The organism is Paenibacillus sp. sptzw28 (genome assembly GCF_019550795.1).
Lineage (GTDB): Bacteria > Bacillota > Bacilli > Paenibacillales > Paenibacillaceae > Paenibacillus_Z.
This window is the reverse complement of record NZ_CP080545.1, coordinates 4,636,079-4,650,203: the sequence shown is the minus strand read 5'-3', so window position 1 is coordinate 4,650,203 and position 14,125 is coordinate 4,636,079. Positions and strand designations below refer to the sequence as shown.

Below are 14,125 nucleotides of genomic sequence, written 5' to 3'. Positions count from 1 at the left end.
TTGTGTTGACATCTTCACAATCGGCCGATTCAAAGATAAGAGCGATCTCCAAACATGGAACAGACCAGTAAGAAGAATATTATTATAAAAAAAGCATACAAGTTGTATAAATTACAAAATATAACAATTTTGATAATAATGCAGTATAAAAAAATGCAGTTTAATATCACTTTTTTACTTTCTTTTTGTAAGTTCTATTTAAAACATTTGAACAACTATATAATCGGTTATGGTCGATGAAAGAAATTGAAGACCGTTATGAAAACGATTTATTAAGAAAGGCGGTGAATAAGTTTGATGGTCAACTCGAGTTGAACTTCGAGGGATAACGGAAGCGGGAAAGTGCTTGAAATACCATAAGAGTCCTACAAAAATTATGTTGGGAGGATAATGAACAATGGTTGCATCCCGTACAATGATGGTACTTAAAAAAATTTCGATGATTGCTTTAGTAACCGCTTTCATTTTTATAATCGGGGTTCCGACGAAGTCCTTTGCAGCCGGCAGCGTGCCTTATACTTTTAAGAGCGTCGTGACCGGCGGCGGAGGCGGTTTTATTCCAGGTATTATTTTTAATCCGACGCAGAAAGACCTGATTTATGCGAGAACGGACATCGGCGGCGCATACCGCTGGGATCCGTCCTCGAAAGGCTGGATTCCGCTGCTTGATTCGGTCGGATGGGTAGATTGGAACAAGAACGGCGTCGACGCTCTGGCAACCGATCCCGTCGATCCGAATCGCCTGTATGTCGCAGTGGGTACGTATACGAACGTATACGATTCGAACAACGGCTATATTCTGCGTTCGACGGACAAGGGAACTACGTGGCAGGCGACGCAGCTGCCGTTCAAGGTTGGCGGCAATATGCCAGGCCGTTCCATGGGCGAGCGGCTGATGATCGACCCTAACGCGAACAACATTCTTTATTTCGGTGCGCGCAGCGGAAACGGATTGTGGAAGAGCACCGACTACGGCGTTACGTGGACGAAGGTCACCTCGTTCCCCGATGTCGGTACCTACATTCAGAGCCCGGGCCAAGAATACGGCAGCGACCTGATCGGTCTGGATTGGATCACCTTCGATCCCCGGACAGGCTCTTCCGGCAATCCCACGCAGACGATTTATGTCGGTGTAGCGGACAATACCGGCGACAGCATATACCGCAGCACGGACGGCGGTGCGACATGGTCGGCGGTGCCGGGACAACCGCATGCCGGCTTTATGCCCCACCACGGCGTGCTGTCCTCCACCGGCAATCTGTATATTACTTATAACAACGGCGTCGGTCCATACGACGGGTCCAAGGGCGACTTATGGAAATACAATACGAACACCGGGGTATGGACGAATATCAGTCCGGTTCCGAGCACCGACAGCAGCCAGACCTGGGGATACGGAGGGCTTGCCGTCGATGCGCAGCATCCGGACACGATTGTGGTGGCGACCTTGAATCAATGGTGGCCGGACGCCAACATCTACCGCAGCACGGACGGGGGCGCGACATGGACCTCCTTCTGGAGTTGGAACGGGTACCCGAACCGTACGCTCCGCTATACGCAGGATATCTCGGCTGCGCCTTGGCTGACCTTCGGCAATGCTCCAAACCCGCCGATACCTTCCCCGCTGATCGGCTGGATGATCGGGGATCTGGAGATCGATCCGTTCAACTCCGGCCGGATGATGTACGGCACGGGGGCGACGCTTTACGGCACGAACAATCTGACGACGATGGATACCGGCGGCACCGTGAACCTCTCGGTCATGGCTAAAGGAATCGAGGAAATGGCTGTGCTCGGCTTGATCAGCCCTCCGTCGGGTGCTCACCTCCTTAGCGCCGTTGGAGATGATACCGGATTCAAGTATGACGACCTGACGCAGGCGCCGTCCATGATGTTCACAAATCCGAATTATTCCACCTCCACGAGCATCGATTATGCGGAACTGAATCCGAGCTTCATCGTGCGGGTCGGGAATGTGGATAAGTCCACGGATGCGAATGCCAAAGCGCTCGGAATCAGCACCGACGGGGGAACGACCTGGAATCCGGACGCCACCGAGCCGGCTGGCTCCAGCGGAGGCAATGCAGCCGCCGGCGCCGATGGCAATACGATCGTATGGAGTCCGTCAACGACAGGGGTCTATTACACGACCGACAGCGGCAATACATGGACGGCAAGCTCCGGAGTACCGACAGGCGCGAAAGTGATCTCCGACCGCGTGAACCCAAGCAAGTTCTACGCATGGTCGGCAGGCAAGTTCTACGTCAGCACAGACAGAGGGGCGACGTTCACCCAGACGGCCACGACCGCGCTGCCGGCAAATAATGTAACGCAGTATCCGGGATCGTCAATGGATATCAAAGCTATGCCAGGTCATGAAGGCGACATCTGGGTCGCGGGCGGCAGCACGACGGAAGGCAAATACGGCATCTGGCATTCGACCGATTCCGGCAGCAGCTTCACCCAGCTGTCCAATGTCCAGGAAGCGGACGCAATCGGTTTCGGGAAGGCTCAGCCCGGTCGGAGCTATATGGCTTTGTATGCGAACGCCAAGGTTAACGGGGTACGCGGCTTCTTCCGCTCAGACGATGCAGGGACGACGTGGACCCGAATCAACGACGACCAGCATCAATACGCGCGCGTAACCACCATCACCGGGGATCCGAGAATATACGGCCGGGTGTATATCGGCACCAACGGAAGAGGCGTCATCTACGGCGACCCCGTGAGCGGCGTCAACACAAGCTTGATCTATAAAATTATCAATGAGAACAGCGGCAAGGTTCTCGACGTCTCCAATTCGTCGACGGCGGACGGGGCGAATGTGCAGCAGTGGACGTCCTGGAGCCCTGGAACGAATCAGCAATGGGATTTCGTCGATGCAGGCGGCGGATACTATAAGATCATGAATGTGAACAGCGGCAAGGTGCTCGACGTTGCTGGTATGTCGACGGCGGACGGGGCGAACGTGCAGCAGTATACGTCCTGGAGCCCTGGAGCGAATCAGCAGTGGCAGATGGTCGATAACGGCAACGGAACTTATAAAATTGTCAACAAGAACAGCGGCAAGGTCCTCGATGTCGCAAGTGCGTCGACGTCGGACGGAGGAAACGTCGTACAATCGACGGATAACGGCGCAGCGGACCAGCAATGGCAGCTCGTTGCCGTCGATACTCCATAAGTCGATAAGGCGCCAGGTGACAACAATAAGTCGGCTTCTTAGGTCCATCAAGAATTGATCCGTTGGAAGTGAATCGCTAATCAAGCAATTGCATCATGTAAGACGCGCACCGGCCCCTTCCGGCAGTGAAAATCCGGATAGGGGCCGGTGCTTCATCTATTCGGTTTCTCGTATAACTCATCTTTCCCATTACGATTTATCGGTATTAGACCGTTTCGCTCCGCAATGCCTCTCCAAGCTGGTCCAACAGCGCCTTCGTACCATGTTCACGAACTTCCGGCGTATCGTGGCCATCAAGAAAAGTGCCCTGTTCGGTGAAGGTCAGCCTTGTACCTGCGTCCGCTGAATGAAACTCCACTGTTGTCACCGATACTGAAATTCTCGTCTCGCCCATGTCCAATGTATACGAATAGACGATGCGTTGATTCGGCACGATCTCCTCAAAGCAGGCGTTAAACGTAAAGATCGGGCCGTCCGGCGGGCCTCCGCGGCTGATTTCCCGACCGCCAACCCTGAAGTCGAATTCATCGGCCTTCGGGTACCATCCGGCTTTGAGTTCCGGATCCGCCCAGGCGGCGAACACTCGCGCAGGCGCTGCTTGATAAATTCGTTCAACGGAAAAGGTGGCGTGGTTTACGGATCGTTCGTTCTTCATAGGTTCCTCCCTTAGTTTACGGCTCGTCCGGACGTCCAGCGAGGAAGTCGCCCAGTCGATCCAGGTTTTGCTCCACTGTCATCTGCCGCTCAAAGAAATATTTGTCGTGGCTCTTTTTCATCATAACCAGTACTTTTGTAAAGTCGTCCACGGTTAACGGTTCCTTCAAATGCATTAGCGCCGACACATGCTCCAGCTCTGCAAGAAGCCTTTGCTGAGTTTGTATTCGTTCTTTTAAACGTTCAATTTGTAAGGATACGATCTCAACGGGACTGCAATGATTCCGGGCCAGAAGCGATTTGATCTCCTCCAACGCTAAACCCAATTCCTTTAAAGAGAGAATCTGGTGCAGGCGCGAAATGTCGGATTCGGTGTACAACCTGTGCCCGGAATCCGTCTGATCGGAAGGCGAGAACAAGCCTATTTGATCATAATATCGCAGCGTTCTTATTGTCAGCCCTGTCAGTCCGGCAATTTCCCCGACCTTCCAATATTGTTTCATAATCAACCCCTTTTGCAGCGCCTGTCGTTTACCGGTAACTAGATTATAAAACATGACGCCGCGTAACGTTCAAGAACATTTTCACATTCTAAAAAGGCGTCGAACGTTTCTTCCGGTTTTCATTCAGATCCCGCACAATACACTGGAATAATATTAGTATTGATCATTTTAATAGCCGCTGATAAGCTTACAATTATTAGAAGAATATAGAATGAACTGGAGGGGTACCAAGCTGAGGCGTTCCATCAAGATGCAGCTGATCATCAGTTTTTTTGCTGTTATGCTGCCGGTCGTCGCATTCCTCGTTGCCAATAACCTGTATGCCAAGAACGTTGTTCGCGATAAAGTATCTCAGACGTACCGGAATACGCTCGATATTTTTGTAGGCCAGACCGACCGCCAGTTAAAGGAAATCAATGACTATTTGTATAAAATGTCCGTCGCGGACCCCGATGTCGGACTTCTGATGTCCTATCCGTACGGCAGCGATAATTACGTGCTTACCAAGGTTCGGATCCAGAACAAGCTGATGCGCGACATCGGCTTTTACAATTTGATCGATACGGTTTTCCTCTTCCATGAAAGCGATCTCATACTCAGCACATCCGGGCAGTACGACGATACGAGGCAGGTGCTGAGAAACAATATCGCGGCAATTATCGGGCAAGAGAACCGGTTCGCGACGAACAGATGGCTGCTGTGGAAGGACGACCTGATGCCGGGAAACGATTTCCTGATCCGGATAACGGAAGTTACGGAAGGGTTATACGTTGGAGCTATCATTAAAATTTCCGGTATTCTTGATACGCTGTCGGTATTATGGGACGCCGACGAAATTGGTGAAAGCGGTATCTACCGGCTTGACGGAATGCGTCTTGCCGAGTCGTTGTCGGGCAAAAAACAGACTATTCCCCTCACCGATTTGGTTCTTGATAAACAAGCGGCTTATCAGACGGTGACGGATGAGTCAAACAAACAGCGTTATATGGTCATGAACCGGGCAAGCGAGATGGCCGACATGGCGGTCAACATTATTATTCCGGAAAAGGATATGCTGAAAGGCCTCCCTTATTTTCAGAAGGCGACGTATTTCATAGCGGCAGGGCTGATAGCCATATTCGCCCTGTACCTGTTCTTTATCCGGCATACGCTGTTCAAGCCGCTGCAGCAGTTGATCGGCGGGATGAAGAAGATCTCGCACGGGATGCTCGATGTCCGTCTGAAGGCCAACGACACGGCCGAATTCCTGTTCCTGGCCGCTACTTTCAACAGCATGGCGGAACAAATCAAGTCCCTTAAGATCGGGATGTACGAGGAGCAGCTCAGGGCGCAGAAGATCGAGCTGAAGCAGCTGCAGGCGCAGATCAATCCTCATTTTTATATGAACAGTCTGAATATCATCTATAATTTCGCGGCTCTCAAGGATAACGATTCGATTAAGAAGATGGCGCTTCACCTGGCGGATTATTTCCGCTTCATTATGCGTGCCAACCGGGATCTGATCAGTCTTGAGGAAGAGCTTAAGCATATCGGCAACTATATCGAAATTCAACAATTCCGGTTTCCAAACAAGCTGGAGTACGTATTTGACGTTCCCGACTCGATCAGGCAGCTGCCGCTGCCCGCGCTGCTTCTCCAGCCTTTTGTGGAGAATGCCATCATTCACGGGTTTGTAAACCGGCGCAAGCTGTTCCGGATATTGGTCACCGGAAGCATTATTACGGACGGTAATAAACAATATTTATCGCTTGCCGTAGAGGATAACGGGGCCGGATACCCCGGGGACATTCTTGAACGACTGAATGCCAACGAGCCGCTTCCGCAAGCGGATTCAAGCAGGCTGGGCATTCTGAATGTCATGCAGCGGCTTAAGCTGCGTTACGGCGAAGAAGCCGATATTAAGTTCTACAACTCAGCCGATGCAGGAGGGGCCGCGGTTCGCATACTGCTGCCAACTGCAATTAAAAACTTTCAGGAGGACCCGGATGTACAATCTGCTGGTGGTTGACGACGAAGAAATTGCGATTAGGGGAATACTGCACGGAATCGATTGGTCGGGCCTGCCTTTTGCGAATGTTTTCTCAGCCTGCGATGCGGAAGAAGCGAGGCAAATATCTCGTAACCATCCCATTCATATCATGATTTCCGATATCGATATGCCAAGCGAGAACGGGATTGAACTGCTTGCGTGGGTTAACGAGCATTCGCCGCAGACGGAAACCATATTTTTAACCGGCCATGCCGATTTTAAATACGCCCAGCAGGCGATTCACCTGGACAGCTTCGATTATTTGCTCAAGCCGATCGATCACGAGCTGTTGAAGAATTGCGTGGAAAGAGCGCTTGGCAGCGTGCAGGAACGGGAGCGGGAAGAAGCGTTCGGCAAAACGTACGAATTTTATTACGAGCAGTGGAATAAACAGCTTCCGCTGCTGATCGAGCGGTTCTGGCAGGATGTGCTGAACGAGAGAATCGCAGTAGCCGCAGAGCAGATGGAACCGGCATTTACTCTCTACGGCCTGCCGCTTGATATGGCCAAACCGATAGTGCCGGTATTGATCAGCGTCGAGGAATGGAAGCGGGGGTGGAGCGCGCGCGATGAGGAGATCATGACGTATGCGCTCAAGAACGCCGCTTCGGAAATATTGCTCAAAGAAGAGCATGGACACGTCATTGAGGAACAGAACGGTATGCTGTTCGCTTTGATTTACGAGCCGCAGGAAGGATACGAACCGCTGCTTGAAGCCCGCTGCAGCGATTATATATGCAAAACGGAAGAGTATTTGTACTGCACGGTGTCCTGCTATATCGGGGAGCCTGTGACGGTTCGCGGCCTGCTCCCGTCCGTGCGGCTGCTCTCGGAGATGGAGCGGTGCAATATCGGCAGAACCGGAACGGTATTCCGCCTGTCCGAGTTCAGGAAGCCGGGCAAGCAGTCTTCGGCCGCTCCAAATTTGCCTGATTTGTCCGCGCTTATTGAAGCCGGGAGAAAGCAGGAGCTGCAGCTGCGTATCGAGGAGAGCTTGGGCCGAATACAGGCACAGCAGGTTGATCATACCTTCCTCGTGCAATACTACTTCGGGTTGGTCCATACCGTATTTCAGACGCTCCAGAAGAAATCCGTCTCTCCGGCTGAGGTATACCCCGGCGGCGAGTGGAAGGACGGGGAACAGGCGATGAAATCGCTTGCGTCAATGAAGGCTTGGGCGCAGCAGTTCGCCGGCAAGGCTGCGGAAATGCTGGGGAAGCAGGACAGAGACGTATCGAGCGCTATCGCGAAGGTTCAGCGTTATATAGAAGCGAATTTGCATCTCGAAATGAACCGTGAGGCGCTCGCGGAGCATGTTTACCTGAACCCTGCGTATTTATCCCGGCTCTTCCGCAAGGAGACGGGAAAATCGCTGACCGATTTCACGGTGGACCTGCGCCTCACAAGAGCCAAATCGGAGCTGGCCAAGTCCAATATCAAAATCAGCGACATCGCCGGATCGGTAGGCTACTCCAACTTCTCCCATTTCTCCAAGCTGTTCAAAAAAACGACTGGTCTTACGCCGCAGGAATACCGCAAGAAATACCAGGATGTCTGAAAGGATGTCACCGGAACGTTAATACGGTCACGGCGCCGCTAGAGCAGGGCGTCGTTTTTTCATACACTTGACGTAGAGAAGAGATAAGGAGAAGGAGGAACCCTTTTTGCTTCAGACGATGAGGAAATACTGGATCTTTTACATCATGATGCTTCCGGGCATCCTGCTGCTGCTGGTGAACAATTACATTCCGATGTCGGGGATCATCATCGCTTTCAAGACCGTCAACTATCAGACCGGAATATTGCACAGCCCTTGGGTCGGCTTTAAAAATTTCGAATATCTGTTCAAAACGTCGGACGTCTGGATCATTACCCGAAACACACTGCTGTACAACTCGCTTTTTATCGTTTTGAATCTGATTTTCCCGCTTGCATTTGCGCTCATGTTGAACGAAATGAAAAACCGTTTTTTGTCGAAGTTTCATCAGACCGTCATGTTCCTGCCTTACTTTCTGTCCATGATCGTTATCAGCTATCTCGTATTCGGCTTTATGAGCGACGAGCACGGTTATTTCAACAATACGCTGCTTCCGGCGCTAGGCCTCGAACCGATTCAATGGTACTTTACGAAAGAAGTGTGGCCGGTCATTCTTCCTCTGGTCAATACGTGGAAAGGGATGGGGTACTATACCGTTATCTACATGGCAGCCATCATCGGAATAGACGATGAGATGTACGAGGCGGCTACCATCGACGGCGCAAGCAAATGGCAGCAGATGACCCGTATTACGATTCCGCTTATCACGCCAATTCTCACGATTATGACGCTGCTGCAGATCGGACGGATCTTTAACGCCGATTTCGGGCTGTTCTTCCAGGTTCCGAGGGAGTCGGGTGTATTGTTCCCCGTCACCAATGTTATTGATACGTATGTGTACCGGACGTTCCTGACCGTCGGCGACATTGGATTGTCTTCGGCCGCGGGGCTGCTGCAGTCGGTTGTCGGGTTTGCACTCGTCTTCTTGTCCAACTGGGTCGTACGCCGATTTAACAAAGAGAACGCTTTATTCTAGGAGGGATCTTCTTAATGGAAGCCGTTATTACCAAAGCTCCTGCGGGAGCCAATCCCAAAAACCGGCTGTCCTATGCGGCTTCAGTGGGTATCCATCTGTTCTTCATCCTATATTCGCTGCTTTGCATCATTCCGCTTCTGCTGATCGTAATGGTATCGTTCTCTAACGAAGGGTCGATCGTTCGTGAAGGATACCGGTTTATTCCGGAACAATTCGATTTAAGCGCTTACGAATTTATACTGAAGGACATAGGCCAGATCGGCCATTCGTACGGCATTTCGATTGCGGTTACTGCGATCGGGACCGCTCTTAGCATGATCGTGATCGCGCTTTACGCTTATCCGATTTCGCGAAGCGATTTTCCGCACGCCAAATTTTTTACCTTCTTTGTTTTTTTCACGATGCTTTTCACCGGCGGTCTCGTGCCGTGGTATCTGGTTTACGTTCAAATGCTGGATCTCAAAGATACTTTATGGGCTTTGATCATGCCGTATATCGTTTCCGCCTTCTTCGTGTTAATCGTTCGCACGTTCTTCCAAACGACGATTCCGGGAGCAGTTGTCGAGTCGGCCAAAATCGACGGTGCGGGCGAGCTTCGCATATTTTTTCAAATCGTAATGCCGCTTTCGCTTCCGGTATTGGCCACAGTCGCTTTGTTTCAAACATTGACCTATTGGAACGACTGGTTCCTGAGTCTGGTGTTTATTACAGGTGAAGAGAATATCTCGGTTCAATACTTGATGTATAAGATGATGGCGAACATTCAGTACCTGTCGAGCAACCCGACCGCTGCCGCCGAAATCAGCAAGGCCGGCGGAATGCTTAATTTTCCGAGCGAAACCGTCCGGATGGCGATGGTTATCGTCGGCATCGGCCCGATTATCTTCGCTTACCCGTTCTTTCAGAAATATTTCATCAGAGGCTTGACTGTCGGAGCCGTGAAAGGCTGATTCGGACTCGGACGGGACAAAATATGCGCGGCGGCGCAAATCAATCCGGCTTTACCCGGTATCACCGGTTTAGCATATAACTTTGATAACCTTTAAGGGAGGTCCACCCGTATATGAAGCACATGAAAAAAAGAGCATTTATGCTTCTCGCAATGATGTTGACCGCAGCTTTGATCCTGACTGCATGCGGAGGAGGCAGCAATGGGGGCGGCAATCAACAACCGGCGGCGGAGAAACCGGCTGACGGCGGCGGCACAGAACCCGCAGAAGGATCGACTTCATCCGATCTGCAGCCCTATAAGCTGAAATTATTATATGAAGGCCCGCAGCAGCCGGATGAGGCGAAGGTAGAAGAAGCTCTTAATAAGCTTCTGACGGCAAAAATCAATGCAACGATCGATATTATGCAGATTGACTGGGGCGCATGGGATGAGAAGATGAACCTGATGATCGCTTCCCGCGAGCCGGTAGACGTTATGTTCACTGCACAATGGAACGGCTACGCCAAAAACGTGGCAAAGGGCGCCTATACGGAAATCGGCGACCTGCTGAAGAAGCACGGTCAAGGCATTCTGGGTTCTCTTGATCCGGCTTTCCTCGAAGGCGCCAAAATCAACGGTAAAAACTATGGCGTGCCGACGAACAAAGAGCTGGCATCCGTTGGCGGCATCGTCTACAGAAAGGATATCGCAGATGAACTCGGCCTCGACATGAATGCCGTGAAAACGCCGGAAGACCTGGAAGCTATTTATAAAGTAGTGAAAGAGAAAAAGCCGGGCATGATCCCGCTTTACGCAAGAGACGGACTATTCAATTCACATTTCTTCGCGGAGTATGATTTCCTTGGCGATTCCACCATTCCGGGAGCGATATTGAAAAATACCGACGACACGACGGTAAAAATGGTCGAGGAATATGATATTTACAAGCGCTATTTGAAAGTGGCCCGCAACTTCTACGTTAAAGGCTACATCAACAGCGACGCGGCGACGACGCAATTGTCAAGCGGCGATGCTTATAAAGCAGGCAATGTGTTTTCTACCGTAGAGCCGCTCAAACCGGGTAAAGCCGAAGAAATTGCCAACGCAACAGGCCTGCAGGGCAAGCTGGCTCAAATTACGATGACCGGCAAAACGGTGTCCACCTCCGAAACGGCAGGCGCGATGCTGGCGATTTCCTCGACGTCCAAGGATCCGGAGCGGGCGATGATGCTCATTAACCTGCTTCACACCGATAAAGAAATCGTTAATCTGCTGAACTTCGGAATCGAAGGCGTGCATTACACGCGCAGCGGGGAAATCATTACGCCGACCGCTCAGTCCGCCAGCTACGCTCCGGGCGTTGCATGGGAGCTTGGCAACCAGTTCCTCAACTACATCTGGAATTCGGAAGCTCCGGACAAATGGGACCAGTTCCGCGAGTTCAACAAGAACGCCAAATCCTCGCCTGGTCTTGGTTTCGTATTTGACAGCGAATCGGTAAAAGCGGAAGTCGGCGCGCTTGCGAACGTCATCAAGCAGTATCAGAGAGCGCTTGAAACCGGCTCCGTTGATTATGAGAAAGTGCTTCCTCAATATATTAACGCCTTGAAAGACGCCGGCGTCGATAAAGTCGTTGCCGAGAAACAAAAGCAGTTCGACGCTTTTCTGGCTGCGAAGAAATAGGCTGTAAACGAAATGAAATAAACTCAATACGCCGGAACTAAGGGATGGGAGCTGCTGCCTGTCCCTTTTTCCGTGTTTCCGACAGCGGCCGCTCATGCTACAATAGAGGTAGGTAAAACGCTTAACCTATTTTTCCCAATAAGGCAGGAGTGATGCAGGTTTGCGAAAGAACTGGTACCGCCGGCTGCTGCTATCCTATTTTCCAATATTCGTTCTTACGGTGTCGATTATAATATTTCTCTCGTTCATTATTGTCAGTGAAACCTCGCGCAAAGAAACCGAGAAAGCAGACCGGATATCGACGGGATATATTGCCGACAGCCTGGACCGCTCGATGACGGAAATCGAAATGACTGTATTGAAGGAAGTCGAGTTCAATCCGGATTATAACGCTTTTCTCAATTCCTCCTCATCCAAAGATGAGGAAGGTATGCAGCTGTACGATCTGGTCGACAGTATGCGGAATATTACAAGCAATAATGATTTGATTCAATCGATCTATATCTACCGCGATTCGGACAAAAGCATTCTCACCCTTAACGGACGATCCGATTTGGCTTCGTTTAAGGACCGTTCGTTTATCGAAAAGGCGCTGCGCGCTCCGGATTTCCGCGGGTGGTCCGACGTACGAAAGTACCAGGATATCGGAGAGGCTGCGACTACGGATCAACCGACGCAGGTTATCTCTATGTACAAGAGGCTTCCGCTGCCATTTGGCTCGCAAGGGATGATCGTAATCAATGTCAGTATGCACGCACTCGAGCGGAACGTCGACCAGATGACGAACAGTGTGGAATCTTTCCTTCAGATCTTCGACAATAACGGGAAACTGATCTACAGGGCGCACTCGAACGGCGGCGAACCGGAGCAGCAGTCGGGCAAGGTGCTGACGACGCTTCACTCGCCCGAGCTGGGTTGGACGTTCGAGAGCGGCATCAAGGCAGGACAGCTGTTCGCATGGGTTTCCGTCATTTCATACGTATGGATCGTAATTGGTATTCTTACGGTAGTGTGCGCTGTCATTTATATTATTTATATTACAAGAAGAAATTATGAACCGATTAAGGTGATGATGAACCGTATTCAATCGATGCAGCTCCGGATAGAAGACGGGAGGCCGAAGACAGACGAGCTGTCTTTAATCGACAGCGCGCTGGAAAGCCTGATTAATCAGACGATGGATTACGAGAAAGAGCATCATGAGAATTTGCTTGTGCGCAGGCGGCAGCTCTTCCTGGATATGATCGGAGGAGAACGATTGAACACTGTAGAGCAGCGGCTTGAGCAGCTCGGTTCTTTACTGCCTAAAGACGCGTCTGCGGCAAAATTGTACGTCGTTGTAACGGAAATCAACCAATATAGCGAATTTCAAAGCAGCTATTCCGCCTGGGATCAGAATACATTAAAGTTCGCGTTGATTAACGTATTTCAGGAATTAACCCGAAGCGGCGGAGCGCATGGATGGGCGGAATGGATCAGCGGCAGCAGGGCCGGGCTTATATTTGTCGTTCCCGATGAATCCCTGGATGTTAAAGATCAGCTGCGCGCCTGGGCGGATCAGAGCCGTCTTTGGGTGGAGGAGAATCTGCGCATCCGGTTGTCTTTTGGCATCGGCTCAGCTGCGGATGATTATCACGGCGTTCAGAATTCCTACAATACGGCTGCTGCCGCTTTGCAGCACAAGTTATCGCTGGGCAAGGATTCCGTTGTCATGAGCGACGACTTGCTGGGCGCCGCGCCGAAGGAGTCCTATCAATATTTGCAAATGATTGCTGAGCTCGTAAAAGCTTTCAGATTGACAAGCGACGAATGGCGTCAGCGGTTGGAACAAATATTCATCTCATTAGAGGCGGATTTATTGAAGGATGAGGAGATAAGATCGCTGATTCAGGCGCTTCTTCATATGCTTGGCCGCGAGCTAAGCGACATGTCGGACTCTCTTCACGACCAGTTATCGGGCGAGCGGGCGGAAGAATGGCGGCTGAAGCTTAATCGTTCGGTCACACTAGGCCATATGCAGGCCGTATTATCGGAATATTTGACGGATATTTACCGTACGTACGTCGCTGTCAGCGAGACGAAGAGCTACAAGGCTATGATAAACGAGATGAGAAATTATATCGAAGAGCATTTCTCCAACCCCGATCTGTCCCTGAAGCATCTGAGCGACCGGTTTCAGATCTCGGCGAAGTATGCCAGCTACCTGTTCAAAATCGAGTTCGATATGAAATTCGTCGACTTTCTCGTTCAGCTCCGCATGCAGCGGGCGGAACATCTGCTCGCCGAAACGGAGGCGCCGATTCAGGAAATCGCGATGGCGGTAGGTTATGCGAATTCCATTACATTCGGCCGCGTATTCAAACGGCTAACCGGCATAACGCCGGGCGATTACCGCAAGCTGAAGATGAAGCCGGATCCAGCTGCAGGCTAACATTTGTAAGGGTTTTCTCGCATGAAATCAGGGTTTTGAAAATGGTTTAGCGCTGTGAAAATGGTTTATTTTTTGCGGCAGTTGGGCTTTCGCTTCCAATGTATCCTCCCGAAACTAGTTTATTGCGGGTCCGGGCAATC

General features: G+C 51.0%; 9 protein-coding genes. 7 read left to right on the top strand and 2 right to left on the bottom strand.

Annotated features, from left to right (window positions below; translation table 11 throughout):
• Positions 1-397 precede the first annotated feature (397 nt).
• Positions 398-3,181, top strand: coding sequence for an RICIN domain-containing protein (locus KZ483_RS21300; RefSeq protein ID WP_220349536.1), 2,784 nt, complete (start codon positions 398-400; stop codon positions 3,179-3,181).
• Positions 3,182-3,386: 205 nt separating this feature from the next.
• Here KZ483_RS21300 and KZ483_RS21295 read toward each other — a convergent pair whose 3' ends face one another.
• Together KZ483_RS21295 and KZ483_RS21290 are read right to left on the bottom strand one after the other, a co-directional pair.
• Positions 3,387-3,836 carry an SRPBCC family protein gene (locus KZ483_RS21295; RefSeq protein WP_220349535.1) on the bottom strand — a complete coding sequence of 150 codons (450 nt, stop codon included), beginning with the start codon at positions 3,834-3,836 and terminating at the stop codon, positions 3,387-3,389.
• A 16-nt stretch (positions 3,837-3,852) separates the two neighbouring features.
• A complete protein-coding gene (locus KZ483_RS21290) occupies positions 3,853-4,338 on the bottom strand; it encodes a MerR family transcriptional regulator (protein WP_220349534.1) in 486 nt (161 codons plus the stop codon).
• 211 nt (positions 4,339-4,549) lie between these two features.
• Between KZ483_RS21290 and KZ483_RS21285 the strand changes: the two genes are divergently transcribed.
• The 6 genes from KZ483_RS21285 (at position 4,550) to KZ483_RS21260 (ending at position 13,985) form a co-directional block, all read left to right on the top strand.
• Complete coding sequence (locus KZ483_RS21285) at positions 4,550-6,346, top strand: sensor histidine kinase (protein WP_220349533.1); 1,797 nt, start codon at positions 4,550-4,552, stop codon at positions 6,344-6,346.
• Positions 6,324-7,925 (top strand): response regulator transcription factor, encoded by a 1,602-nt coding sequence (locus tag KZ483_RS21280; protein WP_220349532.1) that lies wholly within the window; start codon positions 6,324-6,326, stop codon positions 7,923-7,925. Before KZ483_RS21285 ends, KZ483_RS21280 begins: the two co-directional genes overlap by 23 nt.
• Positions 7,926-8,043: 118 nt before the next feature.
• Positions 8,044-8,940, top strand: coding sequence for an ABC transporter permease (locus KZ483_RS21275; RefSeq protein ID WP_258881767.1), 897 nt, complete (start codon positions 8,044-8,046; stop codon positions 8,938-8,940).
• Positions 8,941-8,954: 14 nt separating this feature from the next.
• The gene (locus tag KZ483_RS21270) at positions 8,955-9,890 is read left to right on the top strand and encodes a carbohydrate ABC transporter permease (RefSeq protein WP_220349531.1); all 936 of its coding nucleotides are present in this window, start codon (positions 8,955-8,957) and stop codon (positions 9,888-9,890) included.
• Positions 9,891-10,003: 113 nt separating this feature from the next.
• Positions 10,004-11,554, top strand: coding sequence for an ABC transporter substrate-binding protein (locus KZ483_RS21265; RefSeq protein WP_220349530.1), 1,551 nt, complete (start codon positions 10,004-10,006; stop codon positions 11,552-11,554).
• A gap of 160 nt (positions 11,555-11,714) precedes the next feature.
• Positions 11,715-13,985 carry a helix-turn-helix domain-containing protein gene (locus KZ483_RS21260; protein WP_220349529.1) on the top strand — a complete coding sequence of 757 codons (2,271 nt, stop codon included), beginning with the start codon at positions 11,715-11,717 and terminating at the stop codon, positions 13,983-13,985.
• The last annotated feature ends 140 nt before the right edge of the window (positions 13,986-14,125 follow it).